This is a genomic window from Arenibacter nanhaiticus (genome assembly GCF_900141935.1).
Lineage (GTDB): Bacteria > Bacteroidota > Bacteroidia > Flavobacteriales > Flavobacteriaceae > Arenibacter > Arenibacter nanhaiticus.
Genome location: NZ_FQYX01000011.1, coordinates 45,257 through 67,264 on the forward strand (window position 1 = coordinate 45,257; position 22,008 = coordinate 67,264).

Annotated in this window: 19 protein-coding genes and 2 tRNA genes; 10 read left to right on the top strand and 11 right to left on the bottom strand. The window is 39.9% G+C overall.

Going from position 1 to position 22,008, the window contains the following annotated elements; genetic code table 11:
- Positions 1 to 52: 52 nt before the first annotated feature.
- The 3 genes from BUA16_RS08620 to pyrH all read right to left on the bottom strand — a co-directional run bounded on the left by BUA16_RS08620 (position 53) and on the right by pyrH (position 4,050).
- Positions 53 to 2,443 (bottom strand): efflux RND transporter permease subunit, encoded by a 2,391-nt coding sequence (locus BUA16_RS08620; protein WP_072764350.1) that lies wholly within the window; start codon positions 2,441 to 2,443, stop codon positions 53 to 55.
- A 303-nt stretch (positions 2,444 to 2,746) separates the two neighbouring features.
- Complete coding sequence (gene frr, locus BUA16_RS08625; protein ID WP_072764351.1) at positions 2,747 to 3,301, bottom strand: ribosome recycling factor; 555 nt, start codon at positions 3,299 to 3,301, stop codon at positions 2,747 to 2,749.
- Between the two features lie 41 nt (positions 3,302 to 3,342).
- On the bottom strand, positions 3,343 to 4,050 hold the full coding sequence (gene pyrH / locus BUA16_RS08630; protein ID WP_072764352.1) for a UMP kinase: 708 nt from the start codon (positions 4,048 to 4,050) through the stop codon (positions 3,343 to 3,345).
- A 513-nt stretch (positions 4,051 to 4,563) separates the two neighbouring features.
- Between pyrH and BUA16_RS08635 the strand changes: the two genes are divergently transcribed.
- The 3 genes from BUA16_RS08635 (at position 4,564) to BUA16_RS08645 (ending at position 5,456) form a co-directional block, all read left to right on the top strand.
- The gene (locus BUA16_RS08635; protein ID WP_262482959.1) at positions 4,564 to 4,728 is read left to right on the top strand and encodes a M61 family metallopeptidase; all 165 of its coding nucleotides are present in this window, start codon (positions 4,564 to 4,566) and stop codon (positions 4,726 to 4,728) included.
- A gap of 39 nt (positions 4,729 to 4,767) precedes the next feature.
- Positions 4,768 to 5,088 (top strand): hypothetical protein, encoded by a 321-nt coding sequence (locus tag BUA16_RS08640; RefSeq protein WP_072764353.1) that lies wholly within the window; start codon positions 4,768 to 4,770, stop codon positions 5,086 to 5,088.
- Positions 5,089 to 5,261: 173 nt separating this feature from the next.
- Positions 5,262 to 5,456 (top strand): hypothetical protein, encoded by a 195-nt coding sequence (locus BUA16_RS08645; RefSeq protein ID WP_072764354.1) that lies wholly within the window; start codon positions 5,262 to 5,264, stop codon positions 5,454 to 5,456.
- Positions 5,457 to 5,839: 383 nt separating this feature from the next.
- On the opposite strand, the gene tsf is transcribed toward BUA16_RS08645, so the two are convergent.
- The 7 genes from tsf to BUA16_RS08675 form a co-directional block, all read right to left on the bottom strand.
- Positions 5,840 to 6,664, bottom strand: a complete 825-nt coding sequence (tsf, locus tag BUA16_RS08650; protein ID WP_072764355.1) for a translation elongation factor Ts — start codon at positions 6,662 to 6,664, stop codon at positions 5,840 to 5,842.
- 102 nt (positions 6,665 to 6,766) lie between these two features.
- Positions 6,767 to 7,585 carry a 30S ribosomal protein S2 gene (rpsB, locus tag BUA16_RS08655; protein ID WP_072764356.1) on the bottom strand — a complete coding sequence of 273 codons (819 nt, stop codon included), beginning with the start codon at positions 7,583 to 7,585 and terminating at the stop codon, positions 6,767 to 6,769.
- A gap of 290 nt (positions 7,586 to 7,875) precedes the next feature.
- Positions 7,876 to 8,262 carry a 30S ribosomal protein S9 gene (gene rpsI / locus BUA16_RS08660; protein ID WP_072764357.1) on the bottom strand — a complete coding sequence of 129 codons (387 nt, stop codon included), beginning with the start codon at positions 8,260 to 8,262 and terminating at the stop codon, positions 7,876 to 7,878.
- A gap of 1 nt (position 8,263) precedes the next feature.
- Entirely contained in the window at positions 8,264 to 8,719 is a 456-nt protein-coding gene (rplM, locus tag BUA16_RS08665; RefSeq protein WP_072764358.1) for a 50S ribosomal protein L13, read from the bottom strand.
- A 37-nt stretch (positions 8,720 to 8,756) separates the two neighbouring features.
- The gene (locus BUA16_RS18630; RefSeq protein WP_178338863.1) at positions 8,757 to 8,918 is read right to left on the bottom strand and encodes a hypothetical protein; all 162 of its coding nucleotides are present in this window, start codon (positions 8,916 to 8,918) and stop codon (positions 8,757 to 8,759) included.
- Between the two features lie 233 nt (positions 8,919 to 9,151).
- Positions 9,152 to 11,989, bottom strand: coding sequence for a DNA polymerase I (gene polA, locus BUA16_RS08670; protein WP_072764359.1), 2,838 nt, complete (start codon positions 11,987 to 11,989; stop codon positions 9,152 to 9,154).
- Positions 11,990 to 12,039: 50 nt separating this feature from the next.
- Entirely contained in the window at positions 12,040 to 13,032 is a 993-nt protein-coding gene (locus BUA16_RS08675; RefSeq protein ID WP_072764360.1) for an isoaspartyl peptidase/L-asparaginase family protein, read from the bottom strand.
- A 42-nt stretch (positions 13,033 to 13,074) separates the two neighbouring features.
- Here BUA16_RS08675 and BUA16_RS08680 point away from each other — a divergent pair, with 42 nt between their 5' ends.
- The 3 genes from BUA16_RS08680 (at position 13,075) to BUA16_RS08690 (ending at position 15,465) form a co-directional block, all read left to right on the top strand.
- The gene (locus BUA16_RS08680) at positions 13,075 to 13,800 is read left to right on the top strand and encodes a copper homeostasis protein CutC (protein WP_072764361.1); all 726 of its coding nucleotides are present in this window, start codon (positions 13,075 to 13,077) and stop codon (positions 13,798 to 13,800) included.
- Positions 13,801 to 13,849: 49 nt separating this feature from the next.
- The gene (locus BUA16_RS08685; protein ID WP_072764362.1) at positions 13,850 to 15,079 is read left to right on the top strand and encodes a metallophosphoesterase; all 1,230 of its coding nucleotides are present in this window, start codon (positions 13,850 to 13,852) and stop codon (positions 15,077 to 15,079) included.
- A gap of 89 nt (positions 15,080 to 15,168) precedes the next feature.
- The gene (locus tag BUA16_RS08690) at positions 15,169 to 15,465 is read left to right on the top strand and encodes a thioredoxin family protein (RefSeq protein WP_072764363.1); all 297 of its coding nucleotides are present in this window, start codon (positions 15,169 to 15,171) and stop codon (positions 15,463 to 15,465) included.
- A 696-nt stretch (positions 15,466 to 16,161) separates the two neighbouring features.
- Here BUA16_RS08690 and BUA16_RS08695 read toward each other — a convergent pair.
- Positions 16,162 to 19,455, bottom strand: coding sequence for a DUF2723 domain-containing protein (locus BUA16_RS08695; RefSeq protein ID WP_072764364.1), 3,294 nt, complete (start codon positions 19,453 to 19,455; stop codon positions 16,162 to 16,164).
- A gap of 166 nt (positions 19,456 to 19,621) precedes the next feature.
- Between BUA16_RS08695 and BUA16_RS08700 the strand changes: the two genes are divergently transcribed.
- The 4 genes from BUA16_RS08700 to nusA all read left to right on the top strand — a co-directional run bounded on the left by BUA16_RS08700 (position 19,622) and on the right by nusA (position 22,006).
- Positions 19,622 to 19,693, top strand: a tRNA-Gln gene (locus BUA16_RS08700).
- Between the two features lie 135 nt (positions 19,694 to 19,828).
- Positions 19,829 to 19,900: transfer RNA gene (locus BUA16_RS08705), tRNA-Gln, on the top strand.
- A 392-nt stretch (positions 19,901 to 20,292) separates the two neighbouring features.
- Positions 20,293 to 20,760 (top strand): ribosome assembly cofactor RimP, encoded by a 468-nt coding sequence (gene rimP / locus BUA16_RS08710; RefSeq protein WP_072764407.1) that lies wholly within the window; start codon positions 20,293 to 20,295, stop codon positions 20,758 to 20,760.
- A 13-nt stretch (positions 20,761 to 20,773) separates the two neighbouring features.
- Complete coding sequence (nusA, locus tag BUA16_RS08715; RefSeq protein ID WP_072764365.1) at positions 20,774 to 22,006, top strand: transcription termination factor NusA; 1,233 nt, start codon at positions 20,774 to 20,776, stop codon at positions 22,004 to 22,006.
- Positions 22,007 to 22,008: the final 2 nt, after the last annotated feature.

Here is a 22,008-nt window from a genome sequence, read left to right on the forward strand (position 1 = left end):
AGGCCAAGGAAACCGGCGATATTGAATAGGTGTTTTCTTTAAAAGTCGAATCTTACTTGTCCTTGTCTTCTTCTTTTGGGAGAATATCAATCATGGGTTCCTTTAAGGTCTGTTTGTTCGCTATACTTCTTTCTAGGGAAAGAAGTAGGGAGGGCAATAAAACAAGGTTAGACAACATGGCAAAGAGCAAGGTAGCCGATACCAAGGCGCCAAGGGCTACCGTACCACCAAAACTGGAGATAATGAAGACCGAGAATCCAAAAAACAAAACAATGGATGTGTAAAACATACTTACGCCAGATTCGCGCAAAGCAGCATAGACCGATTTTTTGATGCGCCACTTATTACTAATCAGTTCTTGCCTGTATTTGGCCAAGAAGTGTATGGTGTCATCTACCGAAATTCCAAAGGCAATACTAAATACCAATATGGTCGACGGTTTTATGGGAACCCCTACAAAACCCATGACCCCTGCCGTAATGACCAGTGGTAATAAGTTGGGGATTAGGGAAATTATAATCATCCTGAAGGAACGGAACAAATACGCCATAAACAACGCTATCAGTGCTATGGCCAAGGCTAGGGACATAATTAAGTTCTTGACCAAGTACTTGGTGCCCTTTAAAAATAACAAGGCACTACCGGTCATACTGACCTCGTATCGTTCTGCAGGGAATATTTTGTCGATGTTGTCTTGAAGTTTTGCCTCGATCTCCTCCATTCGCTCTGTCTTAACATCCTTGATGTAAGTGGTAATACGTGCTACCTGGCCAGTGCTGTCCACAAAACCGTTCAGCATATTGCTTTGACCGGTAGATTTTCGTGCGACATCCATGATGAAGGTGTTTTCTTGGGTCGTTGGCAGTTGATAGTATTTAGGGATGCCGCTATAAAAAGCTTGTTTAGAATACTTCACCATATCTACTACGGAAATAGGACGGGAAAGTTCCGGGATCTCAAGGATTACCGTACCTAATTGGTCTAACCTTTTTAAAGTCGACGGTTTTAAAACGCCTTTTGGTCTTTTGGTGTCTACCACAATTTCAATGGGCATGATACCATCAAATTCTTCTTCAAAAAAACGGATGTCCTTAAAGAACTGCTCTCCCTTTGGCATGTCTTCAATAGGACTGCCAGAAATATTGATTTGATAGATACCGATAATACTGGTTACCAAAAGTAGAATGGAAACAATATAGACCGAGATTCTTTTGTTTCTGACGATGTTTTCCATCCAATTGACAAAGGTCTCTATCCATTTGGTTTTTAAATGTTTTAAATGCTTGTCTTTTGGCAAGTACATAAAACTGTAAATGATCGGAATAATTAAGATCGATAGGATAAATATGCCTATAATATTAATGGAAGCTACAATGCCGAATTCTTTGAGCAGTTTACTGTCCGTGATTATAAAAGTAGCAAAGCCCGAGGCAGTAGTAACGTTGGTCATCAGGGTCGCATTCCCGATTTTGGAAATTACGCGCTGTAATGAAAGCGCTTGGTTGCCGTGCTTTTTTACTTCCTGTTGGTATTTATTAATCAAGAAAATACAGTTCGGGATTCCAATAACGATGATCAATGGCGGTATCAAAGCGGTCAGAACGGTAATTTCATATTGCAAGAGTCCTAAAACGCCGAAAGACCACATCACCCCTATAATGACTACGAACATAGAGATAAACGTGGCTCTAAAACTTCTAAAAAAGAAAAAGAATATTAAGGAGGTAACTCCTAAGGCTGCTAAAATAAACTTCCCTATTTCATCTATAATGTTTTGGGAATTCATGGTCCGGATGTAAGGCATGCCCGAAATACGTACGTCAAGACCGGTTTCTTTCTCAAAGCTTTCTATCAGTACGTTTAAGTCTTTAAGGATAAAGTCTTTACGGGCCGACGTATTGATAATGTCCTTGTCTACATAAATTACCGTGCGGATAGTACTCGTTTCTTTATTGAAAAGGAGGTTGTCGTAAAAAGGAAGCTCATTAAACAGGCGATCGGTTAGGCTAACTACTTCCGCGTTGGTTTGCGGGGTAGCTTTCATAAAAGGCAGCAAAACAAACTCTTGCTTTATGCTATCTTTTACCAGTTCTTGAAGGTTGTCGGTAGACAAAACAAAATCTACTTCGGGAAAAGCTTCTAACTGTTTGCTGAGTTTGTTCCAACGGTTGTATTTTTCGGGGGTAAATAAGGAACTATCCTTGACGGCCAAAACGACCACATTGCCTTCTTCCCCAAATTTTTCCAAAAACGATAGGTATTCCAAGTTTACAGGGTGGTGATCTGGCAATAAATTGGCTTGGGTATTAGAAAACCTCATGTTCTCCCATTGCATAGCCAAAAAAACAGTCAACACCGTTAGAAGTACCAGGATTAAGATCCTGTTTCTAAGAATTATTCTTGCTGTTTTTGCCCAAAATCCCTGTGTAAGCTTGGTAACCATTTTCTATTATTTTCGGGGCCAAAGGTAGAAAATGATTGTTAGTGTTCCTAGAAAGGATACGCTAAATAATGGCGAGAGAGGGCAGGAGAACAACTTTGGAATTCTAGATTTATTCTTATGCCTTATGTCCTCTGACAGGAGTGGGAGCTTAGAACTGGTTTTTAGGGGGCCTTAACGGATTGAAACCATTGCAAAGGACAGGATATGGCAGGGGTATTTGGATAAAAATAGGGGTATGCTAAACAGTATAAAATAAAAACGGGCGACTTTTAGTCGCCCGTTTTTATAGTAAGCTTGAAAAGCTTATACTTTCATGATTTCTACCTCTTTTAATTCAAAATGGGCCTCAATCTTTTTAATATATTTATTCGTCAGTTCTTGAACGTCGGCTTCGGCACTCTTTTTTAGGTCTTCAGAAGCTTCAATATTTCTAAGTTCCTTATTTGCTTCTTGTCTGGCATTACGAACTCCTATCTTGGCATCTTCGGCTTCGGCCTTCGCTTGTTTTACCAAGTCTCTCCTGCGTTCCTCAGTCAAAGGTGGCACATTGATAATAACCATGTCCCCATTGTTCATAGGGTTGAATCCAAGGTTGGAATTCATGATGGCTTTCTCTATTTCGTGCAGTAGTTTTTTTTCCCAGGGCTGAACCGTTATGGTCCTGGCATCAGGAGAAGCTACATTGGCTACTTGCGATAATGGGGTAGGGGAACCATAATAATCGACCATCACACTCGATAGCATTACTGGATTCGCTTTTCCGGCCCTAATTTTGATAAACATTTTCTCAAGATGTGTCATGGCACCTTCCATCCCTTCCTTAGCAGAGTCTAATATAAATGTAATCTCTTCGTTCATATACTTACAGATTTATAAATTGAAAACACTAATAGTGTAAATTATAGATTTACAACGGTTCCTATATTTTCTCCGGAAACCAATTTCATAAGGTTGCCCTTCTTGTTCATATCAAATACAACGATAGGCAGTTCGTTTTCCTGACTAAGGGTAAACGCTGTGGTGTCCATAACCTTTAAGCCTTTTGTCAACACATCATTAAAAGAAATTGTATCAAATTTGGTGGCTGTTTTGTCTTTCTCAGGATCGGAAGTGTAAATTCCGTCTACTCTAGTTCCTTTAAGGATCACATCTGCTTCAATTTCTATCGCTCTAAGTACGGCGGCAGAGTCGGTCGTAAAATAGGGATTCCCGGTACCTCCTCCAAAAATAACAACTCTTCCTTTTTCTAAATGCCTCATGGCGCGTCTTCGGATAAAAGGTTCTGCTACCTCATTGATCATGATGGCCGATTGCAGTCTTGTCTGTACTCCCTTCACCTCCAAAGCGCTTTGTAGTGCCAAGCCGTTGATTACTGTGGCCAACATTCCCATATGGTCACCTTGAACCCTGTCCATTCCCTCGCTGGCACCGGACAAACCTCTAAATATATTTCCACCTCCAATAACAATTGCCACTTCTATCCCCTTATTTACAACAGCCTTTATTTCATCTGCATATTCGGAAAGTCGTTGTGGGTCTATACCATATTGTTTATCACCCATTAGAGCTTCGCCACTGAGTTTTAAAAGTATTCTTTTGTATTGCATGTTGTGTTAGATTTAGTCCCAGCAAAAATAATCAAAATTATTTAGGCTACACCCTGTACGGAAAGTTTAGTGATGCCTTAATTATTTCAAAATTAAAATAAAGGCATGGCTAAAAATTTATAATCTTGTGGAACAATACGAAGGACCGTCCTAATATTTGTGTGGAATGATTATTTTTTTATAAAAATTAATGGAAAAATACGGGCATTCGGCCTTTTAATGGACTGCGGTAACATAATTGGACCTTCATAATAGGATGAAGCAAGAAAAGTATTGTATTAAAAAAATGCTGCTAATTGGGGTGATGGGTCTTGCGTTGTAAGGTTGTGGGCCGGCCAAATGCTTGTAATATGTCGATAAAGCTACGATTTTAACTCAAATTGATTTGGTGCCTTGGAACATCATACTTTTACCACTGTGGTGCCTCCAGAGCAAATGCCTAGGGAAATGTTGGTAGAGGCTTTGGTGGATGTGGTTTCGCACGAATTCTTCCTTATAGTGACTCCTTGAAGTATTTATTCTGAAGAAACAAAATATTTTGATTTTAATGCCCCTAAAATGTCCAAACACCTTTGGATGTACGAGGGAACAACAGAATACTTTGCAAATTTGTTTCAGATTCATCAAGGCTTAATCGATGAAGTAAATTTTTACGAACGTTTAATAGGAAAGGTGTAAAATGCGAAGGCTTATGACGATAGCCAATCCTTTACAGGAATGACCAAAAACGTATTAGAGGCGGCCTATAAAGATAAGTATGGCAATGTCTATGAAAAGGACGCACTGATCAATATGGCACTGGATATTCGATTGCGCGAATTGAGCCATGGAGAAAAAGGAGTTTTATGGTTGATGAAACAGCCTTCTCAAAAATATGGTAACCATATCCCCTTTGAGGATGATGCCTTGGTCGATGAGATTGTAGCATTGACATACCCCGAGATTAAAGATTCTTTTATAACCCATGTCATCGGTAATAAGCCAATAGTTTATCGGGAGTTTTGGGAAGGTTGGACTTTCCGTAACTACTCAGAATAAGGGACCGAGTTTTTTTTCATGGAAAATATCCCTTTTATAGATGTCGATCAAAGCAATGATAATTCCGTATTTATTCGTCATGATATTCTCTTAAAATCCTTTTTAAACACTTTAGGGGGCAAGGTGGCGATGTTATAAAAAGTATAGACGGAAAAGAAAATACCATTGAAAGTATGCAGGGAATTATAAGTGATAGTTTTTGGTGGTCACCAGAAAAAGAAATTATAATGACGGTCCTTAGAGGCGAGCAGGAACTGGTTTTAAAGGCTATGGCGAAAATTCCAATAGTAACTCTTGAGGTGCTTGCGCCAATCGAGAATGCCACCGCGCAGCAAGTAAAGCTAAGGGAGTATTGGTTAAAGAATTAAAAAATAAAAAACGAAAAGTTGAATCGGCTCTCTGTAAAGGCAACCTTTTTTTTTGCCAAATTAGAAAGGTATAGGCTGGCATCTCAAGAAATAAAATTTATAATAATCATAGTTACAGGTGTTTCAATATGGGCGTTCCCTCCTTCGTCGGGCGGGCCCTTGGCTATATCCCTTGCTTTGCTTCGGGGATGCCGCCGCGGTCCCTAACGCATTTTAAATTTCGCTGATTAATGTTGACCGCTTTTGGATATTAAATCCATTGATCATTGCTAAATTGGTTATTGTTTGCTGTATTTGTTTATGGCGTGTTGTTTGTGGAGTAAAAAAAAGAAACCCCCGCTTTATAGAATAAAGCGGGGGTTTCAAATATAGGTATTAAAAGATTACCCTAGGGCTACTCTTTTAAAGTCTGTAACTTCTACAGTGTCACCTAAAGACTTAACGTATTGAGAAACGCTAACCTTACTGTCTTTAATAAAGTCTTGGTTAACCAAAGTGTTGTCTTTAAAGAAACGCTTAATTTTACCTTTTGCGATGTTGTCTAACATTGCTTCTGGCTTACCTTCTTGACGCAATTGGTCCTTGGCGATCTCGATTTCTTTGTCGATAATGCTTTGGTCAACTCCAGTTTCATCTAAAGCAACCGGGTTCATTGCGGCAGCTTGCATTGCTACATCTTTAGCAACAACATCAGCACCCTCAACAGCGGCAGAAAGTCCAACTAAAGTGGCGATTTTGTTACCGGCATGGATATAAGAACCAACAAAAGGAGCATTTAACTTGCTAAATCCTTTGATCTCGATTTTTTCTCCAATAACACCAGTTTGTTCAGTTAACTTTTCTTGAACGGAAATACCGTTAAAATCAGCAGCCAACAATTCTTCAATAGTGTTAAGACCTAAAGCTACATCAGCAATTTCGTTCGCTAGAGCAACAAAAGAATCGTTCTTAGCTACGAAATCTGTTTCACAGTTAAGGGAAATAACAACACCAGAAGTGTTATCACCATTTACCTTAGCAATAGCAGCTCCTTCAGAAGAATCTCTATCTGCTCTGTTAGCAGCTACCTTTTGACCTTTCTTACGTAAGATCTCAATAGCAGTTTCAAAATTTCCTTCTGCTTCAACCAATGCTTTCTTGCAATCCATCATGCCTGCACCAGTTGTTTGTCTTAGTTTGTTTACCTCAGCGGCGGTAATTTTAGCCATTTTATTTTGGGTTTAATTTTCGCCTAAATTAAGATTACAATGTAATCTTGGTTTAGGTTAATGTTAAATTTATGTTCTATTTAGTAAAGAAAAAGAATAAGACTATTCTTCGCTCTTAGCATTAGCTGCAGCGTCTTCCGTTGCTACAGTGTCAGCTTTAGGAGCTTTAGGAGCTTTTGCTTCCTTTGGCTTAGCCTCTTCGTTTCCTTCTTTGTCAGCTTGCTTTTCTGACTTGCGCTCCGTTAAACCTTCAGCGATAGCACCGGTAACAGATGCCATGATAGCTTCGATAGATTTAGAAGCATCGTCGTTAGATGGAATAATGAAATCGATAGGTCTTGGATCAGAATTGGTATCGACCATTGCAAAAATAGGAATGTTCAATTTTTGAGCTTCTTTTACAGCAATGTGCTCACGCATAGTGTCTACGATGAACAAAGCAGCTGGTAGACGAGTCATGTCAGAAATAGAACCTAAGTTCTTCTCTAATTTTTGACGTAAACGATCTACCTGTAAACGCTCTTTTTTAGATAGTGTGTTAAAAGTACCGTCTTTCTTCATTCTATCGATAGTAGCCATTTTTTTAACAGCTTTACGGATAGTAACAAAGTTAGTCAACATACCACCTGGCCATCTTTCAGTGATGAAAGGCATATTAACTTTGCCTGCTTTTTCAGCAACGATATCTTTTGCTTGTTTCTTGGTAGCTACGAAAAGAATTTTTCTACCTGAAGCTGCAATTTTTTTAAGGGCCTCGTTAGACTCCTCTAATTTTGCAACTGTTTTATAAAGATTGATAACGTGAATCCCGTTACGCTCCATGTAGATATAAGGAGCCATGTTTGGATTCCATTTTCTGGTAAGGTGTCCAAAATGTACACCTGCCTCCAATAGGTCTTTTACTTCAATATTGTTTGCCATTTTTGTTTTAGTTTACGTTCCTTTGAATTAGCAATATTAAAGTGAGGCCCTAGGGACAGCCTTTAATATTTAGATGCTAAACTAATTTTTTCCGGTTCGGGAAGCCCAAACGGTCGCTAGGATGGTTTGTGGTCACTTTCCGGAATTATTATTACCCTATGACAAGGGTTTTCAATGAACAATTGTAACTTCCCTATAAATAGGGCTTTTGTAACTTTTAAATCCTGTAAGGGATTTGAACAGTAAGGTAGTTAGGTGAAATAAATTCAAATAACCGGCCAAACCAAGTATTAACGTTTAGAGAACTGGAATTTCTTACGAGCTTTCTTCTGACCGAATTTCTTACGTTCAACCATTCTTGGATCTCTAGTTAAAAGTCCTTCTGGTTTAAGCACTAATCTGTTTTCAGCATCTACTTCGCATAATGCTCTAGAGATTGCCAAACGAACAGCTTCTGCTTGTCCAGTAATACCACCACCGTAAACATTAACAGTAACATCAAAGTTTTCTTCGTTGTTAGTCAATGCAAAAGGTTGTTTTACTTTGTACTGCAAAGTTGGAGTTGGGAAATACGTACCAAGATCTTTCTTGTTAATAGTGATATTTCCATTTCCTTGAGAAACATAAACACGGGCAACCGCTGTTTTTCTTCTACCAATCTTATGAATTATTTCCATATTACTTAAGGTCGTTTACGTTAATTGCTGTCGGTTTTTGAGCTTCTTGATTGTGAGTAGAACCTGCATTTACTTTTAGATTACGGAATAAAGCAGCACCTAATTTGTTCTTAGGCAACATCCCTTTAATCGATTTTTCTAAAATTTTTGCTGGGTCCTTGGCCAACAATTCTTTAGCTGTTGTAAACCTCTGGCCTCCTGGGTATCCGGTATGACGGACATAGGTTTTTGAATCCCACTTCTTTCCAGTTAAGTTGATTTTTTCTGCGTTGATAATAACAACATTATCTCCACAATCAACATGTGGTGTAAAATTAGGTTTATGCTTCCCTCTAAGTAACTGAGCTACTTTAGAAGCAAGACGGCCCAATGTTTCTCCTTCAGCATCAACTAGTAACCATTGTTTTTCAACGGTTGCCTTATTGGCCGAAATCGTCTTGTAGCTTAATGTATCCACACTAAATAAATTTATTTATTAAACACTTCTATCCCGTTTAACGGGCTGCAAATGTACAATTATTAAGTTGAATTCCAAATGGTTGTTTCTTATTATTTATAGTTTTTTCTTTTTTAGGGTTAAAAAAAGCCGCTTTTCCGATGAAATACAATTTTGTATTGCCTTGGGGGTTAGCTAAATTAAGAAATGTCGGCGACATACAATATATATATTTTCACCTAAAATTTAACAAATACACATAGGGGATAAAAAAGAAATTCAGTTAAGATCTATCGATGTAAAGATCCTTTCAAAACATGTTTTTCTCTTTCTTGTGTCATGGATTATTTTCCTTTTTTTAAGAAAAAATTGGAGGCAGCGCGGTTTCAATAACCAAAAAATGTCCCATTACTAGGGTAATGGGACATTTTAGTAAGCTGTTTGGTTAAATTCTTAATGGGCTTCTAGCCAATTGTCGCCAATACCAATTTCTACGTCTAATGGTACAGGTAGGGTGTAAGCATGTTCCATTTCCGACTTTATCATGGTTTTTATTTCTTCTAATTCTGGCTTGTATACATCAAAGACCAATTCATCATGTACCTGAAGGAGCATTTTGGTTTTGTAATTCCCTTCTTGTAGTTTTTGATAGATATTGATCATTGCAATTTTGATAATGTCGGCTGCGCTTCCTTGAATAGGGGCATTTACGGCATTGCGTTCTGCTGCGCCTCTTACGATGGCATTGCTTCCATTAATATCCTTTAAATACCTACGCCTGCCCAAAACGGTTTGTACGTAACCGTTTTCCCTTGCAAAATTTACCTGATTGCTCATATAACTTCGCAATTTTGGATATGTCTCATAATAAGTATCTATCAACTCTTTTGCTTCGGCACGCGATAGGGCTGTCTGGTTGCTTAAACCAAAGGCCGATACGCCATAAATAATCCCGAAGTTTACGGTTTTGGCATTGCTTCGTTGTTCGCGGGTAACTTCGGCAAGAGGTACGTTAAAGACCTTTGAGGCGGTAGAGGCGTGAATATCCTCGCCATTTTTAAAAGCTTCTATCATAGTAGGCTCTTCGCTAAGAGCAGCGATGATCCGCAATTCTATCTGTGAATAATCTGCCGCTAACAAAAGATAATTTTCATCCCTGGGTACAAAGGCCTTTCGTACCTGTCTTCCTCTTTCGGTTCGTATAGGGATGTTTTGTAGGTTGGGGTTATTACTGCTCAACCTTCCCGTAGCTGCTACGGTTTGCATATAATCTGTGTGTATCCTTCCTGTGCTGGGTTCTATTTGTTCCGGTAGCGCATCTATATAGGTGCTTTTTAATTTTGCCAATCCACGGTAATCCAATACACGCTGAATAATTTCGTGATCTTTGGCCAAAAGGGACAGCACGTCTTCAGAAGTAGAATACTGACCTGTTTTGGTTTTCTTCGGTTTGGCTACCAATTTTAATTTGTCAAACAATATTTCTCCCAACTGCTTTGGGGAAGCAATATTAAATTCGGCTCCGGCATCTTGGTATATTTGTGTCTCTAACGCTTTAATGTCGTCATTTAACGCTTGGGACAGTGAATTTAAAAAGGCCTTGTCTAGTTTAATTCCCTCTTCTTCCATGGCTGCCAAAACATGTAGTAGCGGTATTTCTATATCGTTGAATAAGGATTCGGTATTGGCTTCCTTTAATTCTGGCCTAAAATGTTGTGCCAACTGATAAGTAATATCCGCATCTTCTACCGCATACTCGGTTTGCTGGTCTAAGGGTACTTCGCGCATCGACAATTGGTTTTTTCCTTTTTTGCCAATGAGTTCAGTGATAGAGACAGGGGTGTAGTTTAAATAGGTCTCGGCCAATATATCCATGTTATGGCGCATATCGGGATTTATGAGGTAATGGGCCAACATGGTATCAAAACATTTCCCTTTGATAGTAATATTGTATTTTCGCAGTACCTTAATATCGTATTTTAAATTCTGACCTATTTTTTCAATGTGTTCTGCCTCGAAAAAGGGACGTAACTGCTCAATAATTTCTTGTGCTTCTGTCTTGTCTTCCGGAAAGGGAATGTAAAAGCCTTTCCCTGCTTCCCAGCTAAACGCTATGCCCACCAATTCTGCGGTAAGCGGATTCAAACCAGTAGTTTCGGTATCGAAGCACACCGAAGTTTGCTTCATGATATTTTGAAGGAAAAGCTTCATAGCTATCCCTGGAACAACGCTTTGATAGACGTGGGCTACCTCCTTGATGGTTTTTCGGCTAGAACTTTCTTTAATGGTTCCCGATGCAGCATCGTCACCACCCCCAAAGAGGGAAAACTGACCTACTCCGGCCTCGGATGTTGGCTTTTGTTCGGTTGGCTTGTCATTTGATGCCTGTTCAGATTCTTCGGTGTCTCTAGTAAACAATCTTAGGAATTGATCTTTTAATCTTCTAAACTCCAGTTCTTCAAAAATCTCCTGCACCTTATCCCCATCGGGCATGGTTAGTTCATAATCCTTGGCGTTAAAGGTAACCTCGCAATCGGTATAAATGGTGGCTAATTTTTTGGACAGAATACCTAATTCGGCATTTTCGATAATCTTCTCCTTCATTTTGCCCTTTAGTTTATCGGTATTGGCCAAAAGACCTTCCATGGAACCAAATTGTTCAATGAATTTTTTAGCGGTTTTGTCCCCAACACCTGGGAGGCCTGGAATATTGTCACTGGCATCGCCCATCATCCCTAAATAGTCAATAACCTGCTCTGGACGTTCTACGCCAAAACGTTCTTGGATTTCTGGGATACCCCAAATTTCTATCCCGTTGCCCATACGTGCTGGGCGGTACATAAAAATGTTTTCGGAGACCAATTGTCCAAAGTCCTTGTCGGGGGTAACCATAAATACCTTGTAGTCTTCTTTTTCTGCTTGCTTGGCCAAGGTTCCTATAATATCATCGGCTTCCCAGCCTTCTAGTTCCACGACCGGAATGTGCATGGCCTTTAATATCTCTTGTATGTAAGGTACAGCAATTTTAATGGCATCGGGAGTTGCATCTCTGTTGGCCTTGTAATCGGCAAACATTTCGGTACGGTCTACACTGCCGCCCTTATCGAAACAAACCGCAAGATGATCTGGTTTCTCGCGCCGGATGACATCCAATAACGAATTCATAAATCCCATGATAGCAGAGGTGTCCATGCCTTTGGAATTGATTCTGGGGTTTTTTATGAGGGCATAGTACCCACGGAAAATTAATGCGAAAGCATCGAGTAGGAAAAGTTTTTTTTGTTCTGCCATTTTGGATGTCTAGGATCTATTAAATTGTATACTTTATGCTATATATAGTACTATTGGTAAAATGATTCCGGTTTTTTGTCAAAATGTCCTTCTTCGGAATACGAGCGGTAACTAAATCCTGGGTGTACGCAATAGCCTCCGGTTTCGCCTTTTTTGTTAATGGCAATAAATCCGATCTGGAAATCTTTACGGCCTTTATTTTTGGCCATGATACGTTTTACACCTTCTTCACAGGCTTCTTGTGGCGATTTTCCCTGACGCATTAATTCTACGATCAAAAAACTGCCTACAGTTCTTACCACTTCTTCGCCTACACCTGTAGCTGTAGCAGCACCTACTTCATTGTCGACAAATAGTCCTGCTCCAATAATAGGGGAGTCGCCAACCCTTCCGGCCATTTTGTATCCCATACCACTAGTGGTACAAGCACCTGCAATATCCCCATTTTTATCGATGGCCAACATGCCTATAGTATCGTGGTTTTCTATGTTAATGATGGTTTCGTATTTAGAGGTCTCCTTCCATGCCAACCAATCTTTCTTGGCCTTTTCGGTCAGTAGGTTTACTTTAGGGAAGCCCTTTTCGTACGCGAATTGTTCGGCTCCTTTTCCTGCTAGCATTACATGAGGGGTGTCTTCCATCACCTTGCGGGCCACAGAAATAGGGTGTTCTATATTTTCCATGCACAATACCGCCCCGCAGTTGCCATCCTTGTCCATAATACAGGCATCAAGGGTTACATTCCCGTCTCTATCGGGCCTTCCTCCGTTCCCTACGGTTTCGTTGCTTAGGTCGGCCTCTTCAACCATAACGCCCTGCTCTACGGCATCAAGGGCAGAACCTCCTTTGTCTAAAACTTCCCAGGCTTTTGCCGTGGCATTCATAAAATTCCACGTGCAAATGGCAATAGGAATGATTGCTTTTCCTCCTTCGTTCGGTAGGATAGAGGCTTTTTTATCTTCTTGGCAAGAGGCTAAAATTGGGGCTGTAATTAGACCTGCGGTGCTAAGGGTCGAATTTTTAAGGAAGTTTCTTCTTTTCATTGCTTTGTGATACTTAAATTTAAGGCATTAAATATAAGAAATATGATTGTAGAAGTATGTGCCAATTCCATAGAATCTGCCATAAATGCCCAAAGTGCTGGCGCTGATAGAATTGAACTTTGTGCAGAACTGGCCGTAGGAGGGCTTACCCCCTCATCGGGGTTTCTGAAATTGGTAAAGGAATATATCAGCATCCCTGTCAATGTCCTTATTAGACCAAGAAGTGGCGATTTTAGTTATTCGGACTATGAGTTCCAGATTATGAAAAACGATATTCAACGCTGTGTCGATATGGGGTTTAATGGGGTAGTTGCTGGAGTATTACAGCGCGATTGTACCTTGGATGTAGTTCGCACCCAGGAATTGGTCGATTTGGCGAAACCGTTGGAATTTACCTTCCACAGGGCTTTTGATTGGGTGGCCGACCCTTGGGAGACTTTGGTGCAACTAGAATCTATGGGGGTCCAAACAATTTTGAGTTCGGGGCAGCAGCCTTCTAGTTTAAAAGGTATTGATACTTTGATGCAATTACAGGAACAAGCTGCAAACTGTACTATTATGCCTGGTGGAGGTGTGCGTCCAAATAATGTGAACAATTTTAAATCGAAGGGGTTTAAAGCAATTCATTTGTCGGGGGTGCAATTCCAAAAAAACTTGGAAGTAGTCCCTGTAATACCTATGAGTAGCCCTGGCTTTTTAAAGGACGACGAAATTCTGATCAGTAATTTAGATATTTTGAAAGAGGTAGTGCGGATTGTAAAAGAATAGACGGTGCTGTCATAAAATGAAATACCTTTAAACCTATTAAAATAAGCTTATGTTGCGTTGGATAGTTTTCGTTGTCATTTACATAGTACTTGGAATATATACTCTACAGGCCTTACGGACCGCCTCTCGATTTCCGTGGGTATATTATTTGTATATGTTGCTGTCGTTTTTGGTGTTGGGAAATTTTATTTACCAATTTACATGGGGCGATAACGAAGGGCGGGTGCTCAGTATCGCCAAAAGTTATTCCTTTGGTTTTTTATTGGCCATGCTTACCTTTAAGTTGATAACGATGGTATTCTTGTTTTCTGAGGATATGTTTAGGTTTCTTACTGCTGCCTACCATAAAATTTTCGGAAAATCCAAGGAGTTTAGTTTTCCCGAACGTCGCAGAATTTTAAGTCTTATAGCGATGGGCATTGCTGCGCTGCCGTTCTCGGCCTTGTTGTACGGAATGTATAAGGGGAAGTATAATTTTAAGGTGTTGAAGTACGAATTGGAATTTGAGGATTTGCCAAACGCTTTTAATGGTTACCAAATAACTCAAATCTCGGATATACATAGTGGCAGTTTCGATAATAGGGAGAAAATTACTTATGCCATAGACCTTATTAACCGACAAAAAAGCGATCTGCTTGTTTTTACAGGCGATATGGTTAATAATAAGGCAGAGGAAATGTATCCGTGGAAAGATCTTTTTGCTGGTTTGGAGGCCCAAGACGGCAAGTATTCCGTCTTGGGGAACCACGATTATGGGGACTATGTGAATTGGGAGACCGATGCTGCGAAAAAAGAAAATCTTGAGGCTTTAAAAGCCTTGCAGAAAGATATAGGGTTTAATTTGTTGTTGAACGAAAGCCAGTACTTGCAAAAGGGCAACGATAAAATAGCACTTATCGGGGTGGAGAATTGGGGAAGAGGTGGATTTAAAAAGGCTGGGGACCTAGGGAAAGCTACGGCACAGATAGGTGAAAATGATTTTAAAATACTGATGAGCCACGATCCCTCGCATTGGGAAGATGTGGTCCTTCATGATAAACTGCACTATCACCTTACCTTAAGTGGCCATACCCATGGGATGCAATTTGGTATAGAGATCCCTGGTTGGGTTAAATGGAGTCCGGCGAAGTGGCGCTATAAATACTGGGCCGGAGTGTATGAGGAAAGGGGGCAGTTGATAAATGTTAACCGTGGTTTTGGGTTTTTGGGCTACCCTGGTCGGGTAGGGATATGGCCAGAGATAACGGTGATTACCTTAAAAAAGAAGGCCTTGAGCTGATTTTAATGTAGCTTTAGAAGCAAAAGACTGCGTTGGGTTAACCTTTTCGTATTTTTTCTTACTTTTGAGTATAACCAAACACATGGTATATGTCTAAATTTGGCGAATTAATAGATGTTAATGTTCCGGTGCTGTTAAATTTTTATGCGGAATGGAACGAACCCTCGACTTCAATGCATCCGGTTTTAAAGGATGTGGCAGCTGCTTTGGGCGATAAGGGCAAGGTTATAAAAATTGATGTGGATAAGAACAGAGAGCTTTCTAGGGCATTAAGGGTAAGTGGACTTCCGACGCTGATGATCTACAGGAAAGGGGAAATGGTTTGGCGCCAAAGTGGGGAACAGGATGCCAATACCCTGATTGGGATCTTAAACGAATATATCTAAAAGTAGAATTCCCTTTGGTAGTATAGCGATAGTTTGTTGGTTTTTTCTTTGTGATAAAACCCAGCTGTTGTTATAAGGCTATCTTAATTCATTTTTTTTGCTAGTTGTAGAAGGCTATAATAGTACCTTATAAGAGTATCAGGTTTTTTTAAGATACTTTGTGAAGAAGACTATATAGTGCTTACTATAATGTTTACCTAAAATAAACCGGGTGCAAAACCTAGGTTTGATGGTTTGTGTATAAAATTTAGAGCCTCCATATTGGAAGGGATTTAAATTGGCTCCTCCTCCAAAACATCCTTGTGATTTTATTGATAAATGGGGTCGTAGGCTTTAGAATCGCTGCCATTACGGTTGATTCGGAAAAAGTAGGGCTATTTCTGTTGCTTGTTTCATTCTTTCCAAGGTTCTTCTTCTGTAAGAAATTTGATTATATCTGACTATGTATTCCTGTTTTGTATTAGTCCTTGTTCTAAATGATAGAATGAATCAATGGTGTTGGTTTGTGTTCTTATAGGGGTTTTTCTGCGTTAGGGACCGGGGCGGCATCCCCGCAGCGGAGCAAGGGATATAGCCAAGGGCCCGCCCGACGAAGGAGGGAACGCCCAAATAATAACCTTTATAACCATAAAAAAATCCCGAGCCATAGACCCGGGAATTTCTGTGTTACTTGTTTTGGTAAGTGAACTACTCTTTTTACTCGGGAATAGACTCCATTTTCATAGAATCTGGATTAGTAGCTGAGGGATCTATGTCATCTAAAGGACTGCTGCCGTAAAACCGTTCAAATTTATTGACGTATTCGTTAAAAATAAGCGTTTCTTTTTCGGCAAGTTCCTTGTCCCTATTTCTAATCAAGATATCTATATTTCTGCTGTACGCCTCTAAATCGGGGATAATTTCGCTTAAATTAAGCTGTTGTTCGTTAAAGGGTAAACCGGCATAATAATTTAATCTTTCTTGGTAAATAGTTTTAAGTTTATGGAAGAGGTCTCTAGCTTTTTGCGTTTCTCCAACTTTGTAATATCCATCTACAAAAGGCTCTACAAAGGTGTAGTAGCCATAATGCTCAACCGGCAAGTTTTTCATGGTAAGGTCAATGATGTCCTTTGCTTTTTCGATCTTGTTTTCATTGATCAAGGTTTCCGTAAGTCGGGCTAAATTGCCACGGAAAGACAATCCTTGGATCCTGATCTGCGCATCGTGGTAAATATCTGGGCTTCCTGAATTTCCCCAATCCCATTTTTTAACAATATCGTACATTAAATCGCTGTCGATACGGCCCATTTCATAGGCGCTCTGGTTTTTGGTTTTTATAGGAACCAATTTATATACCAAGCCATCTAACTGAAGGTAGTCCTTCATGTAGATATATTCGGCATTGTCAAAACTCCCGCCAGAGAAATAGATAGGACGTTTCCAGTCGTTGTTGGCCAATATATCTAACATTAAGATCCTGTTTTTTGGCAAGGCAGATTTAGGGAGGTCAATATCGATATAATCGACGATCAGGGCCGAGTCCTTTGCTTTTACCAAACCACTTTCAAGAACGTTTTTCTTGTTCACCGGAACCCTAATCTTATTGGTAGGGTAATACACTACATCTAAATTGCTTTCGGAGTACTGACTAAGATCGGCACCTTGTTTTTGAAGGATAGACCTGAATTTTGTTTGCTCCTTATCGCTGGCTACCCAGTTCATAAAGTCTTTAATATCCCATCGGTTTTCGGTAAGTCCGTTGTAATAAATAACGTCTCTAGATCCAAATCGGTACTTTTCATGGGTCAGTTGCGATGGAATAGGCTCGCTTTCATAGGCTTGCATTTTCATCTGGTCTATATACCAATCCGTAGCAAAAAGGCTGGTATTGATAACCCTTACATCGGTGCGGTAGCCTTCTATTTCTTGGGCATACCATAGCGGAAAGGTGTCATTGTCGCCTATGGTGAACAATATGGCGCCCGCGTTTTCTTGGGTAGATCCTAAATAAGAGTGTGCCGTAGAAGTGGCGGTATACCTATTAGACCTGTCGTGGTCGTCCCAGTTTTGAAAGGCCAGGACTCCTGGAACGGCAAAAAGACAAAGGACGGTAATTGCCGGGGCCAATATTTTTGGGTTGATTAATTTTCTGAATTCCTCAAAAAGTGCATACACGCCCAATCCTATCCAGATGGCGAAAATATAAAAAGATCCTACCAGGGAATAATCGCGTTCCCTAGGTTGAAAAATGGCAGGGTTGGTATAAAACTGTATGGCGATACCGGTAAATATAAAAAAGACAAAAAGGACCCAAAACTGTTTTGGGTTTTTACTGATCTGGAAAAATATACCAATGATGCCCAAGATAAGGGGTAAAAAGAAATAGGTATTTCTTCCTTTATTGTTCTTAATGTCGCTAGGTAGGTTTTCTTGGCTCCCAAGGCGGGCACTGTCTATAAAGTTAATTCCGCTCAGCCAGTTACCGTGGTTGTCGTATCGGCCTTGGATATCGTCTTGCTTACCTACATAATTCCACATAAAATAGCGCCAGTACATATATCCGAACTGAAACTCGAACATATAGCGGATATTTTGGGCGAGGGTAGGGGGGGTAACGTCTATATATTCGCTAAATTCCCTTAAAAAACGCACATATTGCGCGGTATCTATTTCTCCTTTGGCATAGCCGTCTTTAAATTGGTTCACGGCATTCCTTAGTTCTTGGTTCCCTAGGTAGGACGATTTGATTTTAAAGGTCAAGGGATCAAAATACTTCATGTAATTTTCGGCATTCTGTTCGCTCCACAACCTTGGCAATAGGCCTACATGGTTTGGGTTAGGGCCTTGTAATGCATTTTTATAGTGGTTGACGATGATATACTTGCCTGTTTTTTCGTCCTGCTCATATTTAGGTTTCTCGTCCATTTCTTCTCCAGCAGGGGCAAAGGAGTTAGAGTAATAGGACCCGTAAAAAGGGCTTTCTACGCCAGGATATTGTTCTCTGTTGTAATAGGCTAATAAGGAACGGGCATCTGAAGGGTCGTTTTCGTTGATCACTACATTGGCATTGGCCCTGATAGGGAGCATGACCCATGTAGAAAATCCTAGGAAAAGGAACATTAAACACAGCACAATGGTGTTTGCTGTAAAATAATTGTTCTTGCGGGTATATTTCAATCCAAAATAAAAGGCTGCTATAAAAATTAGGCCCATTATGATGGTTCCCGAATTAAAGGGGAGTCCGATAGTATTTATAAAGAACACCTCGCTCCAACCAAAGGCTTTTAAAACATAGGTAAGGGAAAATTTATAAACCAACATTAATATGGCCACTACGGTGATATTGGCAAGTAGAAAATTCTTGACAGTAGTGGTCTTGTAAGTTTTAAAGTAATAGAGTAAACCTACGGATGGAATGGCCAAAAAGCCCATGAATTGAACTCCAAAGGTAAGTCCGATTACAAAGAAAATAAGGACGACCCATTTATTGCCTCTCGGGTTTTCTAAATCGTCTACCCATTTTAGGCCAAGCCACAATAGTAGCGCCATGATTAAACTAGCCATGGCATATACCTCTGTTTCTACGGCGTTAAACCAAAAGCTGTCTGTAAAAGTAAAGGCCAGGGAGCCCACAATTCCGCTTCCTAATATAGCTATAGCCTTACTATTGGTAAGAGCTTCGTTTTTGACGATTAATTTTCTGGTCAGATTGGTAATGGTCCAGAACATAAACAGAATGGTAAAGGCGCTAGAAACCCCAGACACATAGTTGACCATTCTTGCGATCTGATCGGCCTCGAGGGCAAACATAGCAAAAAATGCGCCTATCATCTGTAATAATGGTGCTCCTGGAGGATGGCCTACCTGTAATTTTGCCGAGGTGGCTATATATTCACCTGCATCCCAGAAACTGCTGGTAGGTTCTACGGTTAATCCGTAAGTAATAAGGGCTATTGAAAATACAGACCATCCCATGATGGTGTCCCATTGCTTGAAATTCTTTGAAAACATGCGCTTTGTGGTTTATGCAAAAAGGCGAATTTAATAATTATAATAGAGATGATGACATTATTTTTATAAAGCTTTAACAAGGGGCAGGATTATTTTTTTATTTTTTTTGAAAAAATGTTTGCGTAATCGAAAGTAAGCTCTATCTTTGCACGCTCAAATAGCACGGTGGCCTATGGTGTAATTGGCAACACAGCTGGTTTTGGTCCAGTCGTTCTAGGTTCGAGTCCTAGTAGGCCAACAAGTACAGAAAACCCTTTAAACGTTCAAGTTTAAAGGGTTTTGTATTTATGAAGACCTTGTGTGTTTTTTTTAAGTAAAATATATTATTTTATTTCAAAAGTATATTTTATATTTGCACGCTCAAATAGCACAGTGGCCTATGGTGTAATTGGCAACACAGCTGGTTTTGGTCCAGTCGTTCTAGGTTCGAGTCCTAGTAGGCCAACTGAAAGTTGGGAATCCCGGAGCTGAAAAGTTTCGGGATTTTTTTTGCCTTAAAATCAACTTGGTTTAAGGTGTTAAAAGCGCTCTTGGTAATTGGTTTAGGTGTTTGGTGTTGGGGGTAGGATAGGGTTTGTGAAGGGTAATCTTTTTAGATTAAGTGATTTAGATTGTTGAATGATGCAAAAAAATTGTATATTTGCGCTGCTGAAAGGATATAAAGTATTCGGGAGGGGACAATTTGTCCCCTCTTTTGTTCACAATATTTTATCTGGAAGTAGAGAATAAAGACGGCTCTTAGGGGGTTGAAATAGTGGTTCTGCATATTTTTGCAGAATAGTGATGGCGCCTGGTTTTAATGTTGTTGAGGCTAGGTGTAGAGTAAAATTGAGATTTATGTTGAAAGATAAAGTTGTTGAGCTTTTAGAGGGGGTGTTAAAGGAGAATGAATCACTGTTTTTGATTGATTTTTCGATGACTCCAGATCATAAGATAAAAATTGTTATCGATGGTGATCACGGTGTGACGGTTCAGGATTGTATGACTGTTAGTCGGGCTATTGAACATAATATAGATAGGGATGAAGAAGATTTTGCATTGGAAGTTGCTTCTGCTGGAGCGGCATCTCCCTTGAAATTGCCAAGACAATACCGTAAAAATTTAGGAAGGACCATAGAAGTAAAGCTTCAGGGGCAAGAGGGAGAGCTCGAAGGGCAGTTGACCGAAGCAACGGAAGACGATATTACCTTAGAGTGGAAAGCTAGAGAGCCAAAACCTGTTGGAAAAGGTAAAGTTACGGTTCAGAAAAAGCAACAAATTGCAATTTCTGATATAAAAGAAGCTAAAGTTGTATTAAAATTTTAATTGTAGTACGAAAATGGAAAATATTGCGCTAATCGAATCTTTCTCGGAATTTAAAGATGATAAATTCATTGACAGAGTAACGCTAATGGCGATTTTGGAGGATGTTTTTAGGAATGCGTTAAAGAAGAAATTTGGTTCGGATGACAATTTCGATATTATCATAAACCCTGATAAGGGCGATTTGGAAATATGGAGGAATAGGGTTGTTGTGGAAGATGGGGAGGTAGAAGATCCTAATGAAGAGATTTCTCTAAGCGCGGCCAGAAAGATAGAGCCTGATTTTGAAGTAGGTGAAGATGTTTCTGAGGAAGTGAAATTGATTGATCTTGGAAGAAGGGCTATTTTAGCCCTAAGGCAAAATCTTATTTCTAAGATTCACGAACACGATAATACTACGATCTATAAGCATTTTAAGGATCTAGAAGGAGAGATCTATACGGCAGAAGTGCATCATATTAGGCACAAGGCTATCATTCTTTTGGATGACGAAGGAAATGAGATTATCCTTCCTAAGGATAAGCAGATTCCGTCCGATTTCTTTAGAAAAGGCGATAATGTTCGCGGGATAATTGAAAGCGTTGAGTTGAAAGGAAATAAGCCTACAATTATCATGTCTAGGTGTTCTCCATTGTTTTTGGAGCAACTGTTTTTTCAGGAAATACCAGAAGTTTTCGATGGTTTGATTACCATAAAGAAGGCGGTTCGTATCCCTGGGGAGAAGGCAAAAGTGGCTGTAGATTCTTATGATGATCGTATTGATCCTGTTGGTGCTTGTGTGGGTATGAAAGGATCAAGGATTCATGGTATTGTACGTGAGTTGGGCAATGAGAACATAGATGTTATTAATTGGACCAATAATCCTCAGTTGTTGGTTACCCGGGCTTTGAGTCCGGCCAAGGTTTCTTCAGTGAAGCTGAACGAGGAAAAAATGACGGCACAAGTTTACCTAAGGCCAGAGGAAGTATCCAAGGCGATAGGTAGAGGTGGTCATAATATTAGGTTGGCAGGACAGCTGACCGGTTATGAGATAGATGTGTTCCGTGAAGGAGTCGAGGAGGATGTAGAGCTTACAGAGTTCTCTGACGAAATTGAAGCATGGATCATAGAGGAATTTAAGAAGATCGGAATGGATACCGCTAGAAGCGTCTTGGAGCAAGATGTGGAGGATTTGGTGAAAAGAACCGATTTGGAAGAGGAGACAATCTTAGAGGTTGTGCGAATTCTTAAAGAAGAATTAGAAGATTAAGC

What these genes read in the sequence shown, in the direction of transcription:
- BUA16_RS08620 (WP_072764350.1), bottom strand. Translation starts at nt 2,443, where the DNA reads ATGGTTACCAAGCTTACACAGGGATTTTGGGCAAAAACAGCAAGAATA.
- frr (WP_072764351.1), bottom strand. Translation starts at nt 3,301, where the DNA reads ATGAACGAAGAGATTACATTTATATTAGACTCTGCTAAGGAAGGGATG.
- pyrH (WP_072764352.1), bottom strand. Translation starts at nt 4,050, where the DNA reads ATGCAATACAAAAGAATACTTTTAAAACTCAGTGGCGAAGCTCTAATG.
- BUA16_RS08640 (WP_072764353.1), top strand. Translation starts at nt 4,768, where the DNA reads ATGACCAAAAACGTATTAGAGGCGGCCTATAAAGATAAGTATGGCAAT.
- BUA16_RS08645 (WP_072764354.1), top strand. Translation starts at nt 5,262, where the DNA reads ATGCAGGGAATTATAAGTGATAGTTTTTGGTGGTCACCAGAAAAAGAA.
- tsf (WP_072764355.1), bottom strand. Translation starts at nt 6,664, where the DNA reads ATGGCTAAAATTACCGCCGCTGAGGTAAACAAACTAAGACAAACAACT.
- rpsB (WP_072764356.1), bottom strand. Translation starts at nt 7,585, where the DNA reads ATGGCAAACAATATTGAAGTAAAAGACCTATTGGAGGCAGGTGTACAT.
- rpsI (WP_072764357.1), bottom strand. Translation starts at nt 8,262, where the DNA reads ATGGAAATAATTCATAAGATTGGTAGAAGAAAAACAGCGGTTGCCCGT.
- BUA16_RS18630 (WP_178338863.1), bottom strand. Translation starts at nt 8,918, where the DNA reads ATGTCGCCGACATTTCTTAATTTAGCTAACCCCCAAGGCAATACAAAA.
- polA (WP_072764359.1), bottom strand. Translation starts at nt 11,989, where the DNA reads ATGGCAGAACAAAAAAAACTTTTCCTACTCGATGCTTTCGCATTAATT.
- BUA16_RS08675 (WP_072764360.1), bottom strand. Translation starts at nt 13,032, where the DNA reads ATGAAAAGAAGAAACTTCCTTAAAAATTCGACCCTTAGCACCGCAGGT.
- BUA16_RS08680 (WP_072764361.1), top strand. Translation starts at nt 13,075, where the DNA reads ATGATTGTAGAAGTATGTGCCAATTCCATAGAATCTGCCATAAATGCC.
- BUA16_RS08685 (WP_072764362.1), top strand. Translation starts at nt 13,850, where the DNA reads ATGTTGCGTTGGATAGTTTTCGTTGTCATTTACATAGTACTTGGAATA.
- BUA16_RS08690 (WP_072764363.1), top strand. Translation starts at nt 15,169, where the DNA reads ATGTCTAAATTTGGCGAATTAATAGATGTTAATGTTCCGGTGCTGTTA.
- BUA16_RS08695 (WP_072764364.1), bottom strand. Translation starts at nt 19,455, where the DNA reads ATGTTTTCAAAGAATTTCAAGCAATGGGACACCATCATGGGATGGTCT.
- rimP (WP_072764407.1), top strand. Translation starts at nt 20,293, where the DNA reads ATGTTGAAAGATAAAGTTGTTGAGCTTTTAGAGGGGGTGTTAAAGGAG.
- nusA (WP_072764365.1), top strand. Translation starts at nt 20,774, where the DNA reads ATGGAAAATATTGCGCTAATCGAATCTTTCTCGGAATTTAAAGATGAT.